The organism is Blautia glucerasea, assembly GCF_020537505.1.
In the GTDB taxonomy this organism is placed as follows: domain Bacteria; phylum Bacillota; class Clostridia; order Lachnospirales; family Lachnospiraceae; genus Blautia_A.
This window is the reverse complement of sequence record NZ_JAJBMO010000022.1, coordinates 21,990-47,598: the sequence shown is the minus strand read 5'-3', so window position 1 is coordinate 47,598 and position 25,609 is coordinate 21,990. Positions and strand designations below refer to the sequence as shown.

13 protein-coding genes and 1 pseudogene are annotated in these 25,609 nt (G+C 43.9%); 11 read left to right on the top strand and 3 right to left on the bottom strand.

Going from position 1 to position 25,609, the window contains the following annotated elements:
* The first annotated feature begins 11 nt into the window (after positions 1–11).
* Complete coding sequence (locus tag LIQ05_RS14955) at positions 12–605, top strand: DUF6553 family protein (protein WP_226821979.1); 594 nt, start codon at positions 12–14, stop codon at positions 603–605.
* 90 nt (positions 606–695) lie between these two features.
* Here LIQ05_RS14955 and LIQ05_RS14950 read toward each other — a convergent pair whose 3' ends face one another.
* Positions 696–2,207: a hypothetical protein gene (locus LIQ05_RS14950; RefSeq protein ID WP_226821976.1), complete on the bottom strand. Its 1,512-nt coding sequence runs from the start codon at positions 2,205–2,207 to the stop codon at positions 696–698.
* A gap of 538 nt (positions 2,208–2,745) precedes the next feature.
* On the opposite strand from LIQ05_RS14950, the gene LIQ05_RS14945 reads away from it, so the two are divergent.
* The 6 genes from LIQ05_RS14945 (at position 2,746) to LIQ05_RS14920 (ending at position 18,613) form a co-directional block, all read left to right on the top strand.
* The gene (locus LIQ05_RS14945; RefSeq protein ID WP_226821973.1) at positions 2,746–10,890 is read left to right on the top strand and encodes a SpaA isopeptide-forming pilin-related protein; all 8,145 of its coding nucleotides are present in this window, start codon (positions 2,746–2,748) and stop codon (positions 10,888–10,890) included.
* Between the two features lie 256 nt (positions 10,891–11,146).
* Positions 11,147–14,071, top strand: a complete 2,925-nt coding sequence (locus LIQ05_RS14940; RefSeq protein ID WP_226821970.1) for an insulinase family protein — start codon at positions 11,147–11,149, stop codon at positions 14,069–14,071.
* A 31-nt stretch (positions 14,072–14,102) separates the two neighbouring features.
* A complete protein-coding gene (gene era, locus LIQ05_RS14935) occupies positions 14,103–15,011 on the top strand; it encodes a GTPase Era (RefSeq protein ID WP_021925367.1) in 909 nt (302 codons plus the stop codon).
* A gap of 2 nt (positions 15,012–15,013) precedes the next feature.
* A complete protein-coding gene (gene recO / locus LIQ05_RS14930) occupies positions 15,014–15,781 on the top strand; it encodes a DNA repair protein RecO (RefSeq protein WP_226821967.1) in 768 nt (255 codons plus the stop codon).
* A 209-nt stretch (positions 15,782–15,990) separates the two neighbouring features.
* Positions 15,991–17,385 (top strand): glycine--tRNA ligase, encoded by a 1,395-nt coding sequence (locus LIQ05_RS14925; protein ID WP_226821964.1) that lies wholly within the window; start codon positions 15,991–15,993, stop codon positions 17,383–17,385.
* Positions 17,386–17,566: 181 nt separating this feature from the next.
* The gene (locus LIQ05_RS14920) at positions 17,567–18,613 is read left to right on the top strand and encodes an acyltransferase family protein (RefSeq protein ID WP_226821961.1); all 1,047 of its coding nucleotides are present in this window, start codon (positions 17,567–17,569) and stop codon (positions 18,611–18,613) included.
* Here LIQ05_RS14920 and LIQ05_RS20390 read toward each other — a convergent pair.
* Positions 18,567–18,770: pseudogene (locus LIQ05_RS20390) on the bottom strand (DUF6783 domain-containing protein); the annotation flags it as partial. The gene LIQ05_RS14920 and the pseudogene LIQ05_RS20390 sit on opposite strands and share 47 nt — an antisense overlap.
* Here LIQ05_RS20390 and LIQ05_RS20385 point away from each other — a divergent pair.
* Entirely contained in the window at positions 18,708–18,854 is a 147-nt protein-coding gene (locus tag LIQ05_RS20385) for a DUF6783 domain-containing protein (RefSeq protein ID WP_318289542.1), read from the top strand. The pseudogene LIQ05_RS20390 and the gene LIQ05_RS20385 overlap by 63 nt on opposite strands.
* Here the strand turns inward: LIQ05_RS20385 and LIQ05_RS14915 are convergent.
* The gene (locus LIQ05_RS14915; RefSeq protein ID WP_226821958.1) at positions 18,838–19,716 is read right to left on the bottom strand and encodes an aldose 1-epimerase family protein; all 879 of its coding nucleotides are present in this window, start codon (positions 19,714–19,716) and stop codon (positions 18,838–18,840) included. The two genes, LIQ05_RS20385 and LIQ05_RS14915, sit on opposite strands and share 17 nt — an antisense overlap.
* Before the next feature lie 298 nt (positions 19,717–20,014).
* Here LIQ05_RS14915 and LIQ05_RS14910 point away from each other — a divergent pair, with 298 nt between their 5' ends.
* The 3 genes from LIQ05_RS14910 to LIQ05_RS14900 all read left to right on the top strand — a co-directional run bounded on the left by LIQ05_RS14910 (position 20,015) and on the right by LIQ05_RS14900 (position 25,516).
* On the top strand, positions 20,015–21,271 hold the full coding sequence (locus tag LIQ05_RS14910; protein ID WP_226821955.1) for a 6-phosphofructokinase: 1,257 nt from the start codon (positions 20,015–20,017) through the stop codon (positions 21,269–21,271).
* Between the two features lie 132 nt (positions 21,272–21,403).
* Positions 21,404–24,034 carry a pyruvate, phosphate dikinase gene (gene ppdK / locus LIQ05_RS14905; protein ID WP_226821952.1) on the top strand — a complete coding sequence of 877 codons (2,631 nt, stop codon included), beginning with the start codon at positions 21,404–21,406 and terminating at the stop codon, positions 24,032–24,034.
* Positions 24,035–24,175: 141 nt separating this feature from the next.
* On the top strand, positions 24,176–25,516 hold the full coding sequence (locus LIQ05_RS14900; RefSeq protein WP_226821949.1) for an MATE family efflux transporter: 1,341 nt from the start codon (positions 24,176–24,178) through the stop codon (positions 25,514–25,516).
* The last annotated feature ends 93 nt before the right edge of the window (positions 25,517–25,609 follow it).

Here is a 25,609-nt window from a genome sequence, read left to right as displayed (position 1 = left end):
AGGAGAAAACTATGGATACCCCAACTATTACACAATACTACAGAGAAGCGGACCCGGCTAAACGTCTGGCGCTTTTGAACATGTCCATTGAGGCAGGAGAGGAGCCAGAGCTGAACAAGATCCGCAAGGAGCTTTGGGACATCCGTTATCAGGATAAGTCTGAGCTGGGCGGAGATACCCGCGCAGATGGTTTTATTGCACTTTGGATGCTGATGGAGTTTAACAGAGACAGCAGCAAGCGTTTTATGGGCGTTCGCGGCGGCCGCAAGGAGATCATGAAGCAGCTGGACAGGATGAAATTTCAGGAGCTGAGAGCCAAAGGCAAGGATTATGAGGATCTTCTTTACAGAGAATGCTGCCACATGGTAAAGACCTATATGGAGCTCAGTGAGTCCGATAAGGCTTATAACAGTACCCTGTTTGGCATCCTGAAGATGAGCAGCGAGCAGGCGAAGGATAAGCTGAAAGCCGACATTTACCACACCGCAGTAGAGCTTCCACAGACACTGAAGCTGGAAGAAGAGCTTGGAATCGTCACCCGCGCCGCCCGGGAAATGTACGAATTGCATTTTCCAGGAGAGGGAAGCCTGGGTGCAGACCGCTAAAATGATACCTGATTTAAATTAGACGGTATCATAAAAATGCCAGGCTTAAAATAAGCCTGACATAAATTAGAATTTTATATTGTAGATTTCTTAATACCGCAGCAGTCTCCGGATCTGGAGCTGGCTGCGGTATTTATTATGCAGTTCCAGTTTCAGAACCTTTTCACAGGCATCCAGGATCTCATCATAATAAGTAAACTGATAAATATTTCCTGCAATCTGCACGCAATTATACCTCTGCAAAGAAGTACTGATCTGCTCCATGGAAAACTGGAAATCAAGCTTCGCCTGCAGCATTCGCATTAAGGTAAAGGAAACAAACCCGATCACGAAATGGGCGTTGATCTTATCGGGCGTCCAGGTGAAAGTAGCAGCAGAGTCGCACTGGCTTTTGGAATCCCGGAAAATCTTCTCCATGTGGCGAAGTCCGTTGAAAAGGCGGTAAGGAGTAAGATTATCCGCCTCCAGGTTATTCGTAGCGATAGCGGTATATCCGTCCAGCTTCAACCCGGTACGTCGTCCGGAAGACTCCCTGGCAAGGCGCTGCTGTCTGGCCTGAAGCTCATGATAGTAAACGAATTGTTTTTCCCTTTCTTCAAAAATCCTCTCTTTATAAAGAAGTGGGATGGTCTGATATTTTTCGTTCAAAACCTTCATTTCCTGATACCCATCCTTCAGAACCCAATCCTTGAATTCTGCATTGGAAGTGTGTACAGGCAGACCATAAATATATCCATCTGCTGGAACCCCATTACAAATGAAAGGTTCCGCCTCTGGACGTGCAGGCGCAGTATTATAAAAACGAGTTTTGGGATTATCTCTTTTTAACTTTTTTACTGCGTTAGGGACAGACTGGTTCAACATAATACCACTGGTAGATAGATCATATGCGATTGGAATTCCATTCCTGTCTGTGAGAAAATCCAGGTGAAGGGTGGAATCCGTACGCCTGGTATTTGGCTGCGTGTCAGATGGCATGTTTCCTGGGATGGAAAAAGTATAGTCTGTATGGTCTAAAAAAGTAGAAGCGGCATCTCTGGAAAGGATGCTGCTGGAATGTTCATAAATCCACTTCTGCAGATCTTTTTGAAATCTTACCATAATATTCAAAGCAGAATCCAGGTCTTCTTCTGAGATGCTACCTGGCTCTTCGAAATAGAGCCCTTTTTCAATCGCTTCATTCCAGGTACAGCTTGGGTAAAGAATACGGGAAATAACAATATATCGAAAAATCTCTTCTATATTATAGGTAAGAGAAAGGTTCCAGGTTTTAGTACGCCAGAAAATATCCAGCTGCAGTTCCTTGTAAAGATATTTCAGAACGCCATAGCCTACATTTTTCAGAGAGTGCTCTCCCGGTGAGAGAGTAGCAGTAAGGTCAACATATACCACAGAGTTCTTCTTATCTTCACGCTCCTGGTTCATATCCGAGACCACCTTCTCAAAATGGCTGATAGGATCCGGATAATCTTTCTTCAAATCTTCCAGATACCCCAGCCCCATAATAGTCTTCTGACGGGTGGCTTTCTTCTCTTTGTCATAGTAGGATTCGGTGATGGCAAGGTAAGTTCCCTTTGCCTTAGGAGTCTTTTTCAGAAACATAGGGTGTCCTCCTGTATGGTTTTATCATTTGAAAATGAAGATGCTGCTTATTCTTTGTTTGTCAATTGCATAAGCACATTGGTTTTCTGGCACTCATTATACCACGAGAAAAACTGTACATCAAGATACACCATGAGAAAATACGAAAAACAGAGCGAATATAGTTTAGAAAATAGGAACTGAAATTGTGCAAAACGCTGAAAATTGAATGGAGAGAAATGAAGTAAAAATGTGGTTTTTTGTATGGTGAAAGGAGAAAAAATGAGAAAATGTGTGCTTTTTTCAATAAAAAATCGAAAAAATAGCAAGTACACTAAAATACACACTATAAAAACACGAAAATAAGGGACGGTTAGTGCCCGATTCCTTAGTAAAACAGCAGAAAACAGGGATTTTTTTAAGCAACCTCAAATATTGCCCCTTTAAAAACTGTGTGATATGATGATGAAAACGGGTTTTTGGGCACTTCTGCCTGTAAAGCCACACTCAAAGCTTAATGAAAAAGGAAAACTCGATCATTAAAAAGGAGGACGTAACCATGAAAAAGAAATCGAGGCTGAAATCATTTTTTGCCATACTTCTGGCGGTATCTATGGTATTCCAGCAGTCCAGTCTGACTGTTCTGGCAACAGACGATACCTATGTTGAGGACGAGACTGTAACCCCTACTCCGTCCGAAAGTGAAGCAGAAGAATACACAGAGGAGGAAGCAGAACCGGTAGCAGAAGAGCCCGAAGAACCGGTTGCTGAGGAACCAGAAGAACCTCAGGAAGAACCGGAAACTCCTGCTGAAGAGCCAGTTCAGGAGCCAACAGAAGCACCAGCAGAGCAGCCAACAGAAGCACCTGCAGAGCAGCCAACGGAAGCGCCTGCAGCAGCTCCAACAGAGACACCGACAGCAGAAGTGACGGAAGCACCTGCAGCACCGGAAGCTACTGCAACACCAGCTGCTGAGGTAACTGCAACTCCTACTCCAGAAGTAAGCGCCGTGCCAAGTGAGACACCGACACCTACTCCGACAGAAGCACCGAAGACTTCTTTCAGATACGAAGACAGTCGTGTAGTGATTACAGCAACAGCTCCGGAAGATGCAAACCTTCCACAGGATGCAGAGATCAAAGCTGACTATATCGCACCTGGTACTGACCGCTACAATGCAGCAGTAGCAGCATTCAACAGCCAGCTGAGCAGCCAGTTGGGACTGGACGCTGAGAATACGGAAGCTGAGTACGTACTTTACGATGTATATTTCCTGACCGCTGACGGAAGCCGAATCGAGCCAGAAAGCGGAAATGTAAAAGTAGATATGAACTTTAAGAAAATTCAGGAAAGCACTGTTGAGGGAGACATCGTAAATAAAGATGTTGTCCATCTGGACAATGATGGACAGGCCGAAGTCGTAACCGATTATGTAAATACCAATGAAAATGGTGAAGTTACAGGTATGGGGTTTACGCAGGAGAGTTTTTCGATTGTGGGTGGTGTGACGACTTATGAGAACACATCGGCAGGAGAAGAAAATAATTCAGGTAAAGAAGCTAATTTGACAGAGCTGGTGAAAGCCGGAGGTCTTAAAGTATCAGCAACATCAAGTGTTGAAAACGTGAATCGAAAAGGTACATTAGAGTTTGCTTTCTCATATGTAATTGATGATGATAAGTTGGATATTGCAAAAAATAATCCTACATGGGTTTACGATATAAGCAGCCTCTTAAGCTCTGCTGAAGGTGGAGTGTTTAGTTCTATTGTTGAGGATAGTGTAGGCATAATTTATGACGGAAACACAAATGCAGGAACTTATAAAGTTAAGAATGGAAAAGTATATTTATACATAGATTCAAACTATATACAAAATCACACCTCTGATGTTAAAGGAACATTTTTGCTTAATTGCAGTTTCGATTCTTCTGTAATTAAGACTGATTCAGAAAAAGAAATAGAATTTCCGGGTATAACCGATAAAACAGTTGTCAAATTTGAAGAAGTAAAAACAGAAACTTCTAAGAAGGTACAAGGACAACAAGCTGATGATGGAAGAGTTGTATGGTCTGCTGATGGAAAACTTAATTATGAAATAACATTTAAAGCAAATGCCGATCTTGACAAGCTTGTACTTACAGATACTTTAGGAGCAGGACAAGAAATTATTGGCGGCAAGATTAAAATTAATGATAATATTGAGGTGCCAGTAACTGTAGAAAATGGAGTCTTTACAGTAGATGTGAAAGCAGCTTTAGGAAAAGAAATAAAAGCTGGAGATTATTATAAAGTTACTTATCAGACTACAGTAGAGAACACTGGTTGGAACAGTGAGATTACCAATAAAGCTTCTTGGAACTGGGAGGGCACAAAAAATACTCCAGAAGATGAAACAAAAATTACTGTAAAAAGAGATGTGACTCAAAAAAAAGTAACGAAATCTGAAACAACCAAAGAGGATGGGACAAAAGATACTGTATTTACGTATACAATTACAGTTGGCGATGGTGTAACAGATTTAAATGGTTACAGACTTATAGATAAAATGTCAAAAAATCAGAAATATGTAGAAGGGTCATTTAGTGTGACACCTGAATTACCTGGTTTGACACCCATACCGCCAACTGATTTTTCAAGTGATGATAATCAGCAGCATACTTTTTTGGATTATACGTTTAGTGAATCAACAACAAGTAAATATACGATTACGTATAAAACAACAACGGAGGGAACAGATCTATCGGGTTGGCATAATGTAAAAAATGATATTGAAACATTGCCACCAGGAGAAAATGATGGAAATAAAGACTCAACATATGAATCAGTTGATTATGGAAGTAAATCTAAGGCAGAAATAGAGAAAAAGTTTGAAAAGTTTGATCCCACAAACGATGGAAGCTATGTCTGGTGGACTATTACAGTAAAAGTTCCAACAGGAACAACGTTAAATAATGTCAGAGTACAAGAAAACGATATGGGCTATAGTGATAAAGATGGGGGGCCTAAAAGTACAGATGGATATGCTATTGATGCATCAAAAGTAACAGTTGTAAAAGAAAAGGATGGTTCTTCAGTAGAAGATTATACTTATGATGCAAGTAGCCGTAGCTTTATATTTGGAAGTTTATCTGATAATATTATTATAAAAATACCATTTATTTATGAAGCAGGGTTTGCTACAATTACTGGTGCTGGAAAATGGTTTTATAATAAAGGTACTCTTTATGTAGATAATTGGACTTACATTGGAGAGGATAGCGCTAAAGCTAGATATTTATCTACATACGATGTCACGAAATCACATGGAAATTATAACAAAAAAACACGTGAGGTAACTTGGTTTGTCGTTATCAATGACCTGGCTAAAACATATACACCTGATAAAAATGTTACATTCAAAGATACGATTCCAGATGGAATGTCCTACAAGGAAGGTAGCTTTAACGTTAAAGTCAATGATGGAGCAGAAACTGCAATAGTACCTACGTTGGAGAATAACACTATTAGTGCAAGGTTAGGTGGATTAAGCGGAAACAAATATATAGTTACCTATACAACTGTAGTTGATTCTAAATTTTTAAATGATTCTCATACATATACAAACTGTGTAAAAGTATATGATGAGGGAGAGAAAGAACTGACTGGCACTGAAGATTCTATCACCATTAATCATACTTATATTGCAAAGAGTTCAGATGGCATAAAAGAGCATGATAAATTAGACTATACAATTACGGTAAATGAGGAAGGGTTAAAGCTATCTGATGAGGCTACACTTACACTTATAGATGAATTACCAGAAGGCGTCGAGCTTATGCCTAATGGAATTGAAGGAAAAACAATATTTGCAGCAGATGGAGAAAACCAGCCTGTAAATATATCTTATGAACTTGTAGGGAGAAAATTAAAAATTACTATTCCTGATGAAAAGCATGTTGTAATAAAATACAGAGTAAGAGTATCTGAACTTGGAGATCAGGAACTAATAAATAGAGTTACCTTGTCAGGAAAAGTAACTAAGTCAACGGAAGATAAGAAGAATGTTACTGTTAAATCTCATGGTGCAACTATCAGTGGCAGTAACGATGAATTTATGTTTGAAAAATCAAACAGTGATCTTTCTGAAAAACTTTCAGGAGCTACATTTAAAGTTTATAGTGTGACATATGATAAAGACACTAAGAAAATTACTGGCGATCCGACTTTGCATTGTGAAGTGATAACTGATCAGAATGGACAGGCAAAAGTAACTGATATAAAGGCTGGAGTTATTTACTATTGGGTAGAGACAAATCCGCCAGCAGGATATGAAATATCTGATCCATCAAAACATTATTTTATACGTTATGATGATACAACCATTTCAAAAAATACAGCAACCGCGTTAGTAAGTGAAATAGTTGCAGCAAATGAAGATATTTCAGAGATAATGATCACGAAAGGCGGCATTACCAAAACAGTCACAGACCGTAAGGTAAATTTAACTATTAGTAAAATAGTAACAGGAGGAGATGCTTCAGAGTATGCTGAATCCTTTAAAATAAAGGTTACAAATACAGAGAGAATTAATCTTGAGAATGCGATTGTTTCAAATGTAGTTGAAAATAGTGTTTCTATAAGTGGTAGTACAATAGAATTTTCTATTGCTGGCAATAGTACAGTATCTATTAAAGATTTACCAGCAGGAACTTATACGGTAGAGGAAATGAATGGTGCAAATGTGGTATATCAAACATCGTATAAGTTAGATGGCAAGGATGTTGTTAATGCTGAGTTTGCTTTAGCGTCAGCTAGTGATGGACATTCTGTGGAAATTACAAATACTTATCCAGAAAAAGGAATTCTGAAGCTTATTAAAAAAGGCGTCGGTGGAATGGCGCTTGCAGGAGCAGAATTCGAACTGTATAAAACAGGAAATCCGGAAACCCTGATTGGAACCTATACAACCGGAGAGGATGGAAAGATCACAGTTGACGGCGTAGAACCGGGAAGCTATTATTTCAAAGAAACAAAAGCGCCGACAGGTTATGTAACCCCAAGCGGAGATGCAGCAAAGACAGGGGTTAAGGAAGTTGCAGCAGGCCAGACAGAAGTAAAGACTTATACTTTCGAAATGAGCAATACAGAAGAGAGTAAAGGAAAACTGGAACTGCTGAAGACAGGAGCAGAAGGAGCAGCCCTTGAGGGAGCAAAATTCGACCTGTATAAGGTTGGAAATCTGGATGAAAAGCGTGGCTCTTATGTGACTGGCAAGGATGGAAAGATCACAGTTGATGACGTAGAACCGGGAAGCTATTACTTTGTAGAAACAGAAGCTCCGTCAGGTTACGTAACACCAGGCGGTGAAGCAGCAAGGACAGAGACAAAGACAGTAAAAGCAGGCCAGAAGGAAAAGTTAACCTATACATTCGAGAAGAGTAATACGGAAGAAAGTAAAGGAAAACTGGAACTGCTGAAGACAGGAGCAGAAGGAGCAGCTCTTGAGGGAGCAAAATTCGACCTGTATAAGGTTGGAAATCCGGATGAGAATCGTGGTTCTTATGTAACTGACAAAGATGGAAAAATCACAGTTGATAATGTAGAACCGGGAAGCTATTACTTTGTGGAAACAGAAGCTCCGTCAGGCTATGTAACCCCGGTTGGAACAGATGCTAAGACTGAGACCGTAGTAGTAAAAGCAGGTCAGGCATTCGTAGTAACGTATACGACCAATGTAAGCAACACGGAGGAAAACGAAGGAAAGCTGAAACTGGAGAAGACCGGAACAGACGGTAAAAAACTTGCGGGAGCAGAGTTCGACTTATACCGTGCGGAAGAAGGAAAGGCGGACACCAAGATCAATGAAGTGCCGTTAGTAACAGATGAAAACGGAATCATTGAGATAAGTGTAGACCCAGGAAGCTATTACTTTGTAGAGACAAAGGCACCGACAGGCTATGTAACGCCAAGCGGAGATGCAGCAAAGACACAAGTAAAAGAAGTTCTTGCAAAACAGGCTGAGGTAAAAGTATATGAAGTATCAATGACAAATACGCCTACCAAAGCCACCATCACCAAAGTAGATGCCCTTGGCAACCAGCTTTCAGGTGTAGTACTTGAAATCCAGGATAAAGATGGCAACCCAATTGAGACTTGGACCACAGATGGAACACCACACGTAATCATCGGCAAACTGATTCTTGGTGAAACCTACACATTAGTTGAGAAATCTGCACCAAAAGGTTATGCTTTAGCAAAATCTGTCGAGTTTACTGTAAGTGCGGATGACACTGACAATGTAGTTACGATGGAGAACACCTACTCCGCATCCGGATCTCTGAATCTGACAGCTAAGAAGACCTTGACAACCACAGAGACACCACTTGCAGCAGGTCAGTTTACATTCGAGCTTCGGGATAAAGATGGCAATGTGCTTCAGACCAAGACCAACGATGCTGACGGTAACGTAACCTTTGACGAAATTAAGTACAGCCTTGTAAAAGATGCAGCTTACAAAGATAACACAGATAAGAAAGTAGATGATACCGGCGAGTATCAGTACACTGTAAATGAGGTGAAAGGTGACGCAGCAGGTTACACCTACGACGACACCATCTACACCATCAAGGTAACTGTAAAAGATGCAGGCAACGGTACTTTAACAGTAACTCCGGTTATCCATTCCTCTAAGGCAGCCTCCGAGGATGCAACCGTAGCAGGCATGGAATTTACCAACATCTACACTACATCTGGTCAGATTGTCCTTGGTGCAACCAAGACTCTGGAGGGCCAGACACTGGAAGCAGAGCAGTTTAGTTTCCAGGCAACAGAAATTGATGCAGATGGAAATGCAGTAGAAAATGGTTACAACGAAACTGTGAAGAATGCTGACGGCGGTGCCATCACATTCCCAATCATCACATACGAGAAATCCGGAATCTATTATTACCAGATTACCGAAGTAAAAGATGAGAAACCGGCATACCAGTATGATGAAAGCAAATACGTTGTAAAAGTAGACGTAACAGATGACAATGCAGGCAAGTTAACAGCGAAAGTTACCGCAGTCACAAAGAACGGAGAAACTGTAGAGAACGGCAAACCTGTAGAGAATGGTGAACCGGAAGAGGAAAGCAGCTTTGCAAAAGCAGTTGCCTTCACTAACACCTACAGTGCTTCCGCTGACCTTGAGCTGAAAGCCCGGAAGTCTATGAAGATAGAAGGCGAAGAGCTTGGTACCTTCGAGTTTGAGTTGAAAGATGCCGACGGAAATGTAATTGAAACGGTTAAGAACGATGAACACGGTGCAATTAATTTCAGCAAGCTTTCATACAATGAGAAAGCAGTTGGACAGACCTTTACCTACACGGTAAACGAGAAAATCCCGTCAGAAGCGGACATCTACGTATATGACAACACTGTTTATACAGTAACCGTAGAAGTAGAAGACAACCGAGATGGTACTCTGAAGCTTACCACCAAGGTGAATGGTGAAGATTACACGGAAGAAGCAATTAAATTTGTCAATGACACTACCAAGGTCACCATTTCCAAGGTGGACGATACCAGCCTGAAAGCTCTTTCCGGAGCAAAACTTCAGGTTGTGGATGCAGATGACAAGGTTGTGGAAGAGTGGGTTTCAGATGGTACTCCACATGTGATCACAGCAAAACTTGTTCTTGGTGCAACCTACAAACTGGTTGAGGCAGAAGCACCATTAGGATATGAGATCGCAGAGCCGATCACCTTCACCGTTGATGCGGATGATACCAAGAATGCAGTTGAGATGAAGGATGCCATGACCAAGAGCGAGACAGCTGCAATTGAGATCACGAAGGAACTGAAGCTGAACGATGCACTTGCTGGTGCAAAAGACATGACCTTCTATGTAGCACTTTTTGCAGATGAAGAATGCACGATCCTTGCTTCTGATGTAAAAGCACTCGAGTTCAAGAATGCATCTTCTTCAACTGTCACATTTACAGGAGTGGATCTTGGAAGAACCTACTATGTAAGTGAGACTGACGAAGCAGGAAAGGCAGTTGAATCAGGCATGACCCCTGATGGAAAAGTTTATATCCCAGCTTATCCGCAGGGCAAAGAGATCACCGTAACAGAGGATGGCGCAAAGAGCAGCATCACATTCGAGAACCAGTTCAACGAATGGCCGGATGGATTCTACAAGATCGCAAATCTGAATGTAACCAAGGAGCTTCTTGGTGCCGACGGAAATGCTCTGGAAAGCGATGGAGTCTTCTATGCAGGTATCTTTGATGACAAAGAGTGCACAACTCTTTCCACAAGAACTGAGAAGAACATCCTCACGCTTGACCTTGCTGGCGGATCTACTGTATCTGAGAGCACTCAGGCGGTTGTAATGCCTGGTGAATCCTTTAATCTCTATGTTGCAGAGACTGATGCAGAGGGAAATCTGGTTGCTGGTACGGAAGGATTTAAGTATGTAGTGACTGTTAAAGACGGAAATGTATACTTTGATGAAAATAACCTCAATGCTAAGGTAACCATCATCAACCAGGAACAGCCGGAAGCCACACCTACTGTAACTCCTGAGGAGACACCAACACCAACACCAACACCAAGCTCATCCACAGGCGTTAAGACTGGTGATGACACACCAATCGGATTCTATATGGCAATGCTCTTCCTTGCAGCCCTTGCAATCGAAGAAATAACCAGAAGACGCCGTAAAAAAGAACAGGATTAACTAATCACAATTAAATAATCAGAACCGCCCCTGCAGGAAGGAATCCTACCAGATCCGCCTGCAGGGGCGGTTCGTCTTTCCTGGGAAATTTTCCCATCCAACTCTATTGCACTTCCAGGCAACACAATGTTATAATAAACGTTACGAATGAAGTTCAGGCATACTTTGCGAGAGCCTGGATATGCTAGAAAATAAAAGCAATTTCAGGAGATTCGCCACTATCTGGCGGGAAAGCCTGAGATTTTTGGAGGAAAAAATGAAAAAAGAGAACATTCCTGCATATGAAATTGTAAAGCAAGAGAATCTGACCGATATCCATTCTACCGGATATCTGGTACGCCATAAGAAAACAGGAGCCAGACTGGTTCTGATCGAGAATGATGATGAGAATAAGGTATTTTCCATTGCCTTTCGCACTACGCCAAAGAACAGCACCGGTGTTCCACATATTCTGGAGCACAGTGTTCTGTGCGGCTCCCGCAAGTTTCCGCTGAAGGATCCATTTGTAGAGCTGGTAAAGGGCTCTCTGAATACCTTCCTGAATGCCATGACTTACCCGGACAAGACCTGTTATCCGGTGGCGAGCTGCAATGACCAGGATTTCCAGAACCTGATGCATGTGTATCTGGACGCTGTTTTTTACCCGAATATTTATGAGAAAGAGGAGATCTTCCGTCAGGAAGGATGGAATTACCATCTGGAGCAGAAGGAAGGCCCGCTCACATACAATGGTGTTGTATACAATGAGATGAAAGGCGCATTTTCTTCCCCGGACGAGGTGCTGGAAAGAGAAATTATGAACCATCTTTTCCCAGACAATACCTACGGCGTGGAATCCGGCGGCAACCCGGAGAATATTCCGGAGCTTTCCTATGAAGAGTTTCTGGATTTCCACCGCACCTACTATCATCCATCCAACAGCTATATTTACCTTTACGGAAATATGGATATGGAAGAGAAGCTGCGATTTATTGATGAGAAATATCTGTCCGCATTTGAGGCTTTGGACGTAGATTCCAGCATTAAGGAGCAGGCAGCTTTTTCCCAGGTGAAAGACCTGCAGATCGAGTATCCCATTGCGGAGAACGAGGAAGAAGAGGATAACACATACCTCTCCTATAACATGGTTGTGGGAAACGCCATGGACAGCACCCTGGGTGTGGCCTTTGATGTGCTGGATTATGCACTTTTAAGTGCGCCGGGAGCACCGCTGAAGCAGGCTCTTCTGGACGCTGGAATCGGTAAGGATATTTATGGCGATTACAGCGACGGTGTTCTGCAGCCGTATTTCTCCGTGATTGCAAAAGGTGCCAGAGCTGCTCGGAAGGAGGAATTTGTTTCTATTATCCGAAATTGTCTTCAGGACATTGTGAAAAATGGAATTGATAAGAAGGCGGTTCTTTCCGGAATCAATTACATGGAGTTCCGCTACCGCGAGGCAGATTTTGGACAGTTCCCCAAAGGTCTGATGTATGGACTGGACATTATGGGAAGCTGGCTTTATGATGATGAGAATGCTTTTTCCCAGGTAAAGCTTCTGGAGATTTATGATAAGCTGAAAATTGCAGTAAATGAAGGCTATTTCGAGAATCTGATCCAGAAATGGCTTCTGGACAATACACACGGTGCGATCCTGACTCTTGTGCCGAAGCGCGGTCTTGCAGCCCAGCGCGAGAAAGAGCTGGCGGACAGGCTGGAAGCATACAGAAGCAGCCTTTCCGATGAACAGCTGGAAGAAATGGTAAGAAAGACAAAAGCCCTTGAGGCTTACCAGGAGTCTGAGGAGAGACCGGAGGACCTGGAATGCATTCCTATGCTGAAGCGTTCCGATATCCGCAAAGAAGTGAACGGTTTTTCCAATGAAGAGCTTCAGGTGGAGGACAGCCTATTCCTGTATCAGGATGTGTGCACCAATGGAATCGGTTATGTAAATATTATGTTCGAGATTAAGGATATGGCTGTTGAGAAGGTCCATTATCTTGGACTTTTGAAGTCTGTTCTCGGATATGTGGATACAAAGAATTACACTTACGGTCAGCTGTTCAATGAGACCAATGCCAGAACCGGCGGTATCCAGTGCGGCGTAGATGTTTTTGACAAGGCGAACGACCCGGAAGCGTTCCGTACTATGTTTACCATCCGGGGCAAAGCACTGTATTCCCAGATGGATTTCCTGTTCCAGATGATGGAAGAAATCCTGAATACTTCTAAGCTTTCAGATACCAGACGTCTTGGTGAGATTATCGGGGAGATCAGGTCCAGAGGACAGGCTTCCCTGATTGGCGCAGGTCATCAGACTGCAGTACTCCGCAGCGCTGCCTACGGATCTCCAATGGCAGAATATCAGGATGAGATGGCAGGCGTGGGCTATTACAAATTTATCGAAGACCTTGAGAAGAATTTCCAGGAGAAAAAGGACGAGATCGTAGCCGGGCTTCAGAACGCCGTGGCAGAGATCATCCGAAAGGATTCCTTTATGGTAAGCTATACCGGAGAAAGAGAGTCTGTGGAACAGGTGAAGGCCTTAAGTGGTGTTCTGAAGAAGAGCCTGCCGGAGCGTACCTGTGAGGTTCCGGAAACTGCCATTACCTGCAGGAAAAAGAACGAGGGCTTTAAGACCTCCGGACAGGTTCAGTATGTGGCAAGAACCGGTAACTTTGTGAAAAAAGGTTTCACATACACGGGCGCCCTGGAAATCCTGAAGGTTGCTTTAAGCTATGATTATCTGTGGATCAACCTTCGTGTAAAAGGCGGCGCATATGGCTGTATGAGCGGTTTTAAGAGAAGCGGAGAGAGCTTCTTTGTATCCTACAGGGATCCGCATCTTCGCCGTACCCTTGAGGTATATGAGGGAGTTCCGGAATATGTGCGTACTTTCGCAGCAGATGAGCGGGAGATGACGAAATACATTATCGGTACCATCAGTGGAAAAGACGTTCCAAGAACACCGCAGACACAGGGCGCCCTTGGCAGAATGGCTTATTTCCGCGGGCTTACTGTGGAGATGATGCAAAAAGAGCGTGACCAGATCCTGAATGCTACTGTGGAGGATATCCATGCGCTGGCTCCGCTGATCGAGGCAGTTCTTTCTGATGATCAGCTTTGTGTAGTTGGAAGCGAGAGCGCGATTGGGAAGGCGAAGGATGTATTTATGGAGACAAAGCCGCTGATAAGCTGTTGATAAAAGTTAAGAAAGATGAGGATATATTTTCATGACACCAGATTTTAAATCCGGATTTGTTGCAATTATTGGGCGTCCCAATGTTGGTAAATCAACCCTGATGAACCACCTGATCGGACAGAAGATCGCGATCACATCCAAGAAGCCCCAGACCACCAGAAACCGTATCCAGACGGTCTACACCTGTGACAAAGGCCAGATCGTTTTTCTGGATACTCCTGGTATCCATAAGGCGAAGAATAAGCTTGGAGAATACATGGTAGCCGTTGCAGAGCGTACCCTGAAAGAAGTGGATGCGATTATGTGGCTGGTTGAGCCATCCACCTTTATTGGTGCCGGTGAGCGCCATATTGCAGAGCAGCTCCAGGGCGTTGGCGTGCCGGTCATTCTGATCATCAATAAGATCGATACGGTGAAAAAAGAGGAGATCCTTCCGGCAATCGACACGTACCGCAAGATCTGCGATTTTGCCGAGATCATCCCTTGCTCTGCACTTCGCGGACAGAATACAGAGGATATTATTGACAGTATTTTGAAATATCTGCCTTATGGACCCATGTTCTATGATGAAGATACCGTAACGGATCAGCCTCAGCGCCAGATCGTGGCAGAGGTGATCCGTGAGAAGGCTCTTCATGCACTGGATGCGGAGATTCCACATGGCATTGCAGTCGCCATCGACAAGATGAAAGAGCGTCCGGGCAAAAATCCTATGGTAGATATTGAAGCGACCATTATCTGCGAGAGGGATTCCCATAAGGGCATCATCATTGGAAAAGGCGGTGCCATGCTGAAGAAGATCGGCAGCAATGCCAGATTTGAGCTGGAGCGCATGCTGGATTCCAAGGTAAACCTGAAGCTTTGGGTGAAGGTGAAGAAGGATTGGCGTGACAGTGATTTTATGATCAAAAACTTTGGCTACGATAAGAAGGAAATCTGAAAATGAGTGATCTGATCACGGTACAGGGCATTGTGCTTTCTGCCCAGCCTGTAGGGGAGTATGACAAGCGGATCGTGCTTCTTACCAGGGAAAGAGGGAAGATTTCTGCTTTTGCCAAAGGCGCCAGAAGGCAGAACAGCCCGTTTATGGCGGCGGCGAATCCTTTTGTTTTCGGGAATTTTACCCTGTATGAGGGGCGCAGCAGCTACAATCTGAACCAGGTGACCGTGACCCATCATTTCGTGGAGCTGGCCACCAGGCAGCCGGGGGTTTATTATGGCTATTACTTTCTGGAGCTGGCAGATTATTTTGGAAGAGAGGGTACAGACGAGAAGAATATGATGAATCTTCTTTACCTTACTGTGAAGGCTCTTCTGAATCCGGAGATTGATGACCGGCTGGTAAGGTGCATTTTTGAACTGCGGACTATGATGGAGCAGGGCCTGATGCCGGAGCTTTTCCGGTGTGTGAACTGTGGAGAAGAGATTGCCGGGAAAGAGAATCTGTTCTTTTCCCAGGAGGCACATGGGATCCTGGACGGGGATTGCCTGAAGAAAGCAAGCCCAGGAGAAGCCAGAACCGCCCGCCGGATTTCCCCGGCAGCACTTTATACCATGCAGTATATTGTAAGCTCGCCTATAACGAAATTATATAGCTTTACTGTGACGGACGAAGTGCTGTGGGAACTGGAACGGCATATTCAGCCTTATGTGGCAGGGAATACGGATAAGAAATTTAAGAGTTTGCAGATATTAGAAGTTATGATGTAAGCGGATTGGATGTTGCACATAACAGGAAAGTTGATTAATGTGCTTTGCCCTATACTTCGATAGCAGCACATGATTTGCTGCCCAAAAGTGCGGAAATTGTGATTTTGCGGCAGAATGTACGGAATTGAGTACGCGGTATAACTTTACAAAAAGAAAAGTTGCGAGTATAATGTTAGAAAATCATCTATCAAACAATGAGGAGAGATATCATGGAAAAAACAATGGACAAGATTATTGCTCTGGCAAAAGCAAGAGGATTTGTTTACCCGGGTTCTGAGATTTATGGCGGTCTGGCTAATACATGGGACTACGGTAACCTTGGCGTAGAGCTTAAGAATAACGTAAAGCGCGCATGGTGGCAGAAATTCATTCAGGAGTCTCCGTACAACGTAGGTGTTGACTGTGCCATTCTGATGAACCCACAGACCTGGATTGCATCCGGACATCTGGGAAGCTTCTCCGATCCGCTTATGGATTGTAAAGAGTGCCACGAGCGTTTCCGTGCTGACAAGATCATCGAGGACTACAGCCAGGAGCATGGCATCCAGCTTGAGAGCTCTGTAGACGGATGGTCCCAGGAAGAGATGAAGAATTTCATCGAAGAGCATAATGTTCCATGTCCTTCCTGCGGCAAACACAATTTCACAGATATCCGTCAGTTCAACCTGATGTTCAAGACTTTCCAGGGTGTAACAGAGGATGCTAAGAATACTGTATATTTAAGACCTGAGACAGCACAGGGTATTTTCGTAAACTTTAAGAATGTACAGAGAACATCCCGTAAGAAGATTCCATTTGGTATCGGCCAGATCGGTAAGTCCTTCCGTAACGAGATCACACCTGGTAACTTTACATTCCGTACCCGTGAGTTTGAGCAGATGGAGCTTGAGTTCTTCTGCGAGCCGGACACAGACCTTGAGTGGTTTGCATACTGGAAGAGCTTCTGCCTGAACTGGCTGCATTCTCTTGGCCTGAAGGACGAGGAAGTTCGTTACCGTGACCATGATAAAGAAGAGCTGAGCTTCTACAGCAAGGCTACTACTGACGTTGAATTCCTGTTCCCATTCGGATGGGGCGAGCTGTGGGGAATCGCAGACAGAACTGACTATGACCTCACCCAGCATCAGAATGTATCCGGACAGGATCTTACTTACTTCGATGATGAGAAGAAGCAGAAATATATCCCATATGTAATCGAGCCGTCACTTGGTGCTGACCGTGTGGTTCTTGCATTTCTTTGCAGTGCATATGATGAAGAGGTTCTGGACGCTGAGAAGAACGACGTTCGTACTGTTCTTCACTTCCATCCGGCACTTGCACCAGTTAAGATCGGTGTGCTTCCGCTTTCCAAGAAGCTGAACGAGGGAGCTGAGAAGATTTATGCTCAGTTATCCAAGAAATACAACTGTGAATTTGATGATCGTGGAAATATCGGTAAACGTTACAGAAGACAGGATGAGATCGGTACTCCGTTCTGCGTAACCTACGATTTCGATTCTGAGACAGACGGAATGGTAACTGTCCGTGACCGTGATTCCATGGAGCAGGTTCGTATTAAGATCGATGAACTGGATGCTTACTTCGCAGATAAATTTACATTCTGATTTACGTGCCAGGCAGCTCGGAATTCTCATATGATGGGAAGCTGAAAAATGCCGCCGCAGTATGCAAAAACCGCTTAGAGTGTATATAAAGTAATAAAGGGGCTGACTTTCTGAAACCAGATGGTTGGTCCTTTTGCTGTCCGTATTTGTCCGGAACAGCAGTTATTGGAGTTACGAGGAAATGAAAAAAAGACGTTGGACGTGTATTGATATTTTAAAATGCCTGGCTGCTATTGCAGTGGTTGAAATCCACAAGCCTCTGGAAATACAGGGGGGAGATGAGTTCCTGATCCTGTGCCGCTTTGCAGTGCCTGTGTTTTTCATGATTACCGGATTCTTTTATCCGGAAACGGTGGCGAAGAAACGGGAACTGAAGCAGCTTGGCAAAATTTTCACCATCACCATTGGAGCAAATTTGTTTTACCTGCTGTGGGAAATCCTTCTGGCAGTTGAGGAAAGGGAAAATATAAAAGAAGCACTGCTGGCAAGGCTTGAGGAAAGAGTTCCGGAGGATTTCGTTTTGTGGAATCTTTCCCCGCTTTCGCCGCACCTGTGGTATCTGCAGGCACTTCTCTATGTACTTGTAATTGCTTTTGTTGCAGAACATCTGGGACTAAGAAAACTGGCTTACCTGGCGATTCCGGTGCTGTTGGCAGGAAATCTCATAAAGGGAAGCTATTCCCTGCTTTTTGTGGGAAAAGAAGACTGTCATATTTATTATGCAAGGAACTTTCTGTACTGCGGACTTCCCTTTTTCTGGCTGGGCTGCTGGTTAGGTTCCAGAAAGGAGGCTCTTCTTAGCTTCCTGGACAGGAAGAAAATAGGATTTTTACTGTGTGGACTTCCTGTTTTCTGGAATATGGCAGTTATGGAGCAGAAGTGGCTGGAAAAGCGAAATGCCCTGGGAACTCAGGAAGAGTACGCCGGAACCATTTTTCTGGCAATCTGCATCTTTCTTCTTTTTGTTGGCTGGCAGAATTTTTATGTGGAGAATTCTTTTACCAGAGCTTTGGCAAAAGTGGGAAAAGACTATTCCATGCTGATCTATGTTCTTCACTACGCGGTTCTGCAGGCCTTGTCCAGATGCTTTAAAGGCAGAAGAAGCCCGCTTGCAAAGGGATACCATCAGTATGGGATGATGTTTGTGTTTGCTGTCACTGTGATGATGGTGGCAGTTTACGTTAATGCAAGGAAAAAACTGAGGATGTCTTCTGATCCTGAAAATTGAGTGAAAAAATATCGGTACACTTCCAGAAACGCGGAAAGTGTACCGATATTTTTTTGCTCTGCTTAAAGCGTGTCTGAAAAATCATTCCCGCAATCTGCACGTACCACTTTGCGGTATATTTTGCCCAAATTCGGTTGCCGTAGCCCGCTACGGTGCCCTCATCCGGGCAAAATCTCCCACAAATAGTGACGAACATCTTGCAGAAAACCCTTTTCAAACACACTTTAGAATACTTCAATAGTATATGCTGTTTCAAACATCTCATCCATTTTCAGATGATTGATAAACGGTTTCTCCGACAAATCTCCAGTGAATCCGCAGTCATCGCAGCGTCCCATCCATGGCTCCAGGCAGACAAATGGTGCATCCTGTGCAGCAGACCAGATGCCGAAGTTGGGAAAGCCTACACAGCGAAGCTCCAGGTAAGGAGTACCGTCTGGAAGCTGAATGCCTGCTTTTGTGATCTGATTATCAAATACCAGCGCGTCGTGATCGAACATGTGGTCATCAATCTGACAGGTACCATTTTCCAGCTGAAGGGTTGCCCTCTCATCAGCCTTGGCTGTGCCGCTCTCCGGATCCAGCAGAAGATAAGTCAGGCTGTCCTGTCCGTCAAATGTGAGGCGGTAATCACTTCTCCTGGTATCAGGCAGAACCGGAACATTGAATGCGGGGTGACCGCCGATGGCAAAATACATGTCTCTCTCACTGTTGTTTGCTACCTTCCAGCTGACGGTAAGGGTGCGCCCTTTCAGAATATGACGGATGCGGAGCACGAAATCAAAAGGATAAGCCTCTTTGGTCTCTTCTGTGGAACGGATCTGGTGGGTTACAGAATCCAGTGTGGAATCAATACAGGTAAAATCTGTATCACGGGCAAATCCATGCTGCCTGGAAGCATATTCTTTATTACCAATCCGGTAATGATTTCCATAATGCTTGCCTACATTGGGAAAAAGCACTGGTGCGTGACGTCCCCAGAATTTGGTATCTCCCTGCCAGATCACCTCACGGTCCTTCTCCTTGTCATAAATGCTGACCAGCTCAGCACCATGATCGTCAATTGCCACTCTCAGAAAGTTATTTTCCAAAACTCTTTTCATGATGTAAAACCTCCATGTGTGATGTTGCATGTGGAGCCGTGATTCTATCAGTGGCGCTCCAAAGCATTTTCTTCATTATATCACCATATCTGTAAATTTCACCATCAAAAAATTGCATCATTTGTCCAAAATATAAATAATTCATATAAAAACGACATAAAAACATAATTAAATATGCAAAACACACAATATCACATTGACTTTATTATACGTCTTTGGTAAACTATACAATTATAGGGTGAATGACTATGGTAATTTTTGACACCCACATCCATTCGAAATAGGGAGGAATACCACAATGGCAAAGAAAAGAAATATTATTGTAGGACAGTCCGGCGGCCCCACATCTGTAATCAATTCCAGTCTTGCAGGTGTATACAAGAACGCAGTAGAGCGTGGCTTTGACAAGGTATATGGAATGCTTCATGGAATCCAGGGGCTGCTTGATGAGCAGTATATCGACCTTTCTACCCAGATCCATTCCGAGCTTGACATTGAGCTTCTGAAAAGGACCCCGTCCGCATTCCTTGGTTCCTGCCGTTATAAACTTCCGGAGATCCACGAAGACAAAGCAATTTATGAGAAAATCTTCGAGATTCTGAATAAGCTGGAGATTTACGCATTTATCTACATCGGCGGAAATGACTCTATGGATACCATCAAGAAGCTTTCCGATTACGCTATTATCACAGGCCAGACACAGAAATTCCTTGGCGTACCCAAGACCATTGATAATGACCTGGCGCTTACCGACCACACACCAGGTTTCGGAAGTGCAGCTAAATACATTGCAGCCTCCACCAAGGAGGTGATCCGCGATGCAGAAGGACTCACTTATAAGAAAAATATGATTACCATCATGGAAATTATGGGACGAAACGCCGGCTGGCTCACCGGTGCCACTGCACTTTCCAAGTCAGAGGACTGCGAAGGACCAGATCTTATTTATCTTCCGGAGGTTCCCTTTGATATTGAGAAATTCCTTGCAAAAGTAAAAGACCTTCTGAAAAAGAAATCCTCTGTTGTGATCGCGGTATCCGAAGGAATCAAGCTGGCTGACGGACGTTATGTATGCGAGCTTGGAAGTGTAGGAGATTATGTGGATGCATTTGGACACAAACAGCTTCAGGGAACTGCCACTTATCTGGCAAACTTTCTGTCAGCAGAGTGCGGCTGCAAAACCCGCGCTGTAGAGCTTTCCACCCTTCAGAGAAGTGCTTCCCACATGGCATCCCGTGTAGATATTGACGAGGCTATGATGGTTGGCGGTGCAGCAGTGAAGGCAGCAGACGAAGGCGATACTGGCAAGATGGTAGTTATTGACCGTGTTTCCGATGATCCTTACATGGCAGCCACTGGAATCTACGACGTACACCGCATTGCCAACGAAGAAAAACTGGTTCCAAGAAACTGGATGAACAAAGAAGCCAATAATGTGACAAAAGATTTTATCGATTACATCAAACCCCTGATCCAGGGCGATTATCAGCCAATTATGGTGAACGGTGTTCCACGTCATCTGGTGCTGAATGTTGGAAGAAAAAAGAAAATTTGAGAAAATGATAAAATTTTGACTGTTTTTTACCAGAATAACCTTGACGAATGACGAATAAGCCTATAAAATAATTACGTGCGTATAAAACATAGTTTATGTTCATTGAACAAATTTTTAGGAGGAAAATGTAAAATGGCAAAATGGGTTTACATGTTTACAGAAGGTAACGCTGATATGAGAAACCTTCTGGGTGGTAAAGGTGCCAACCTTGCTGAGATGACAAACCTTGGACTTCCTGTTCCCCAGGGATTTACAATTACTACTGAAGCTTGTACTCAGTACTATGAGGACGGAAGACAGATCAACGACGAGATCATGGGTCAGATCATGGAAGCAATCACCAAGATGGAAGGAGTTACCGGAAAGAAATTCGGTGATATCGAGAATCCTCTGCTTGTTTCCGTTCGTTCAGGCGCAAGAGCTTCTATGCCAGGTATGATGGATACTATCCTGAACCTTGGTTTAAATGAAGACGTTGTAGCTGTATTATCTGAGAAATCCGGCAACCCACGTTGGGCTTGGGACTGCTACAGAAGATTTATCCAGATGTACTCTGACGTAGTTATGGAAGTTGGTAAGAAATACTTCGAAGAGCTTATCGACAAGATGAAAGCTGAAAGAGGCGTTAAACTTGACGTTGAGCTTACAGCTGACGACCTTAAAGAACTTGCTATGCAGTTCAAGGCTGAATATAAAGAAAAAATCGGTTCCGATTTCCCGGCTGACCCGAAAGAGCAGTTAGTTGGTGCAATCAAAGCCGTATTCCGTTCCTGGGACAACCCACGTGCCAACGTATATCGTCGTGACAACGATATCCCATATTCCTGGGGTACAGCTGTTAACGTACAGATGATGGCATTTGGTAACATGGGTGATGACTGTGGTACTGGTGTTGCATTTACAAGAGACCCAGCTACAGGAAACAAAGGTCTGTTCGGTGAGTTCCTTACCAATGCACAGGGCGAGGACGTTGTTGCTGGTGTTCGTACACCTATGCACATCGCTGAGATGGAGCAGAAGTTCCCGGAAGCATTCAAGAAATTTACAGAAGTTTGCCATACTCTGGAGACACACTACAGAGATATGCAGGATATGGAGTTCACTGTTGAGCATGGCCAGTTATACATGCTGCAGACACGTAACGGTAAGAGAACCGCTCAGGCTGCCCTGAAGATTGCTTGTGACCTTGTTGATGAGGGAATGAGAACAGAGGAAGAAGCAGTAGCAATGATCGATCCTCGTAACCTTGATACTCTTCTTCATCCGCAGTTTGACGCTAAGGCTCTTAAAGCTGCTACACCAATGGGCAAAGGCCTTGGAGCTTCTCCAGGAGCTGCTTGCGGTAAGATTGTATTCACAGCTGATGACGCTGTAGAGTGGGCTGAGAGAGGCGAGAAGGTTATCCTTGTTCGTCTTGAGACATCCCCAGAGGATATCACAGGTATGAAATCTGCTGAAGGTATCCTGACAGTTCGTGGTGGTATGACATCTCATGCAGCAGTAGTTGCCCGTGGTATGGGTGAGTGCTGTGTATCCGGATGCGGTGATATCGCTATGGACGAAGCTAACAAGAAATTTACACTTGCTGGCAAAGAGTTCCACGAGGGAGATTTCCTTTCCATCGATGGTACAACAGGTAACATCTACGACGGAATCATCCCGACAGTAGACGCTACTATCGCTGGTGAGTTCGGACGTATCATGGCATGGGCTGACAAGTTCAGAACTATGAAGGTTCGTACAAATGCTGATACTCCTGCTGACGCTAAGAAAGCAGTTGAGCTTGGTGCTGAAGGTATCGGTCTTTGTCGTACAGAGCATATGTTCTTCGGTGAGGGACGTATCGATGCATTCCGTGAGATGATCTGCTCCACAACAGCTGAGGAGAGAGAAGAAGCACTTGCTAAAATTCTTCCATATCAGCAGGAAGACTTCGAAGGTCTGTTCGAGGCTCTCGAGGGCAACCCTGTAACAATCCGTTTCCTGGATCCGCCGCTTCATGAGTTCGTTCCTACAGAAGAGGAAGACATTAAGAAGCTTGCTGATGCTCAGGGCAAGACAGTAGAAGAAATCAAGACTATCATCAATTCTCTTCATGAGTTCAACCCAATGATGGGACATCGTGGATGCCGTCTGGCAGTTACTTATCCGGAGATCGCTAAGATGCAGACAACAGCAGTTATCCGTGCAGCTATCAATGTAAAGAAAGCTCACGCTGACTGGAACATCTGCCCAGAGATCATGATCCCGTTAGTAGGCGATATCAAAGAGCTTAAATATGTTAAGAAGTTTGTTGTTGAGACAGCTGATGCTGAGATCGCAGCAGCAGGCGTAGATCTGAAATATGAAGTAGGTACCATGATCGAGATTCCACGTGCAGCTCTTACAGCTGACGAGATCGCAAAAGAGGCTGACTTCTTCTGCTTCGGTACCAACGACTTAACTCAGATGACATACGGCTTCTCCCGTGATGACGCTGGTAAGTTCCTTAACGCTTACTATGATGCTAAGATCTTCGAGAATGATCCATTTGCAAAACTGGATCAGGTTGGTGTTGGTAAGCTTATGGATATGGCTATCAAACTTGGTAAGCCAGTTAACCCGAACCTTCACATCGGAATCTGTGGAGAGCACGGTGGAGATCCATCTTCTGTAGAGTTCTGCAACAAGATCGGTCTTGACTATGTATCCTGCTCACCATTCCGTGTACCGGTTGCTCGTCTGGCAGCAGCTCAGGCAGCTATCGCTCAGAAGAATAAATAATTCATTCTGAATATATATTTAAGTCATACTTCAGTATGATATGTGTCCAAGCGTAAAAATAACCTTGGAGAATTGTAGAAATACGGTTCTTCAAGGTCTTTTTGTTTCTAGAATATGCTCCGGAAAGGAAATTTTATACTAATGAAAACCAAAATTCAGGATATGACCTCCGGTTCGCCGGGGAGATTGATTATTCTTTTTGCAATTCCCTTGATGCTGGGGAATATCTGTCAGCAGCTTTATACAATGGTGGATACTATGGTCGTCGGCCAGATTGCAGGTGTGGAGGCTCTTGCCGCGCTAGGTGCGGTTGACTTTCTGATGTGGGTTGTTACAGGAATATCCACTGGTCTCACTCAGGGATTTTCCATTCAGCTCTCCCAGTATTATGGGGCAAAGGATTTCGAAAATCTGCGTAAATCTCTGGCACACAGTTATCGGCTGACCGCATTCATCGCAGTGGGAGTATTCATTCTCAGCCAGTCCTTTGCTGCAATGGTATTAGCAGGGCTGCATACACCTTCCAATATTATCGGAATGTCATTATTATATCTGCGTATTATTTTCTGTGGAATCCCGGCTACTGCAGCCTATAATATGTTTGCCTCTGCTTTAAGGGCTATGGGAAACAGTAAAACACCATTAACTGCAATGATCATCGCATCTGTACTGAATATTTCACTGGATATCCTTTTTGTGGCAGGCTTCGGATGGGGTGTGGCAGGAGCAGCAATCGCAACTGTGATCGCACAGAGCTTCTCCGCTGTGTACTGTTTCCTGATTTTACGCAGAATTGATATTGTTCATCTGTCCAGAGCAGATTTTATGCCTGCCTCAGGCATGAACGCCCGTCTGATGAAACTTGGTATTCCTGTTGTATTTCAGAATATCATTATCGGTGTTGGCGGTCTGGTAGTCCAGTATGTGATCAATGGCTACGGCTTCCTTTTTGTGGCAGGATTTACAGCTACAAACAAGCTTTATGGTCTGTTAGAAATGGCAGCGATTTCCTATGGATATGCCATTGTTACTTATGTGGGCCAGAATCTGGGAGCCGGAAAGATCAACAGGATAAGGAAAGGTGTCCGAAGCAGTATGCTGCTTTCCCTGCTTACCTCACTGATCATTTCTGCTGCCATGTTTTTATTTGGAAAAAATATACTCTCACTTTTCATCTCAGGTGAACCGCAGCAGACACAGGAGGTACTTGCAATTGCTTTTAAATATCTTTCTATTATGGCTGCCATGCTTTGGGTTTTGTACTTCCTGTATGTGTACAGATCTGCACTGCAGGGATTGGGAGATACGTTAATGCCTATGGTAAGCGGTATGGCCGAATTTGTCATGCGTATCAGTGCTGCGCTGATTCTTCCCCATTTTATCGGGCAGGATGGTATTTTCTTTGCAGAGATTGCAGCATGGAGCGGAGCCACTGTGATTTTATGCATCAGCTATTATGTACGGATGCATAAATATTATTAAGGAAAAATAGAGGATATGAAAGATAAAAAGGACATATGTCTTTTAATAGCTTTTTGATTTGAAAAAATATACTAAAAAACACTTGAAAAAATC

Coding starts and splice junctions, on each gene's coding strand:
- LIQ05_RS14955 (WP_226821979.1), top strand. CDS start 12: ATGGATACCCCAACTATTACACAATACTACAGAGAAGCGGACCCGGCT.
- LIQ05_RS14950 (WP_226821976.1), bottom strand. CDS start 2,207: ATGTTTCTGAAAAAGACTCCTAAGGCAAAGGGAACTTACCTTGCCATC.
- LIQ05_RS14945 (WP_226821973.1), top strand. CDS start 2,746: ATGAAAAAGAAATCGAGGCTGAAATCATTTTTTGCCATACTTCTGGCG.
- LIQ05_RS14940 (WP_226821970.1), top strand. CDS start 11,147: ATGAAAAAAGAGAACATTCCTGCATATGAAATTGTAAAGCAAGAGAAT.
- era (WP_021925367.1), top strand. CDS start 14,103: ATGACACCAGATTTTAAATCCGGATTTGTTGCAATTATTGGGCGTCCC.
- recO (WP_226821967.1), top strand. CDS start 15,014: ATGAGTGATCTGATCACGGTACAGGGCATTGTGCTTTCTGCCCAGCCT.
- LIQ05_RS14925 (WP_226821964.1), top strand. CDS start 15,991: ATGGAAAAAACAATGGACAAGATTATTGCTCTGGCAAAAGCAAGAGGA.
- LIQ05_RS14920 (WP_226821961.1), top strand. CDS start 17,567: ATGAAAAAAAGACGTTGGACGTGTATTGATATTTTAAAATGCCTGGCT.
- LIQ05_RS14915 (WP_226821958.1), bottom strand. CDS start 19,716: ATGAAAAGAGTTTTGGAAAATAACTTTCTGAGAGTGGCAATTGACGAT.
- LIQ05_RS14910 (WP_226821955.1), top strand. CDS start 20,015: ATGGCAAAGAAAAGAAATATTATTGTAGGACAGTCCGGCGGCCCCACA.
- ppdK (WP_226821952.1), top strand. CDS start 21,404: ATGGCAAAATGGGTTTACATGTTTACAGAAGGTAACGCTGATATGAGA.
- LIQ05_RS14900 (WP_226821949.1), top strand. CDS start 24,176: ATGAAAACCAAAATTCAGGATATGACCTCCGGTTCGCCGGGGAGATTG.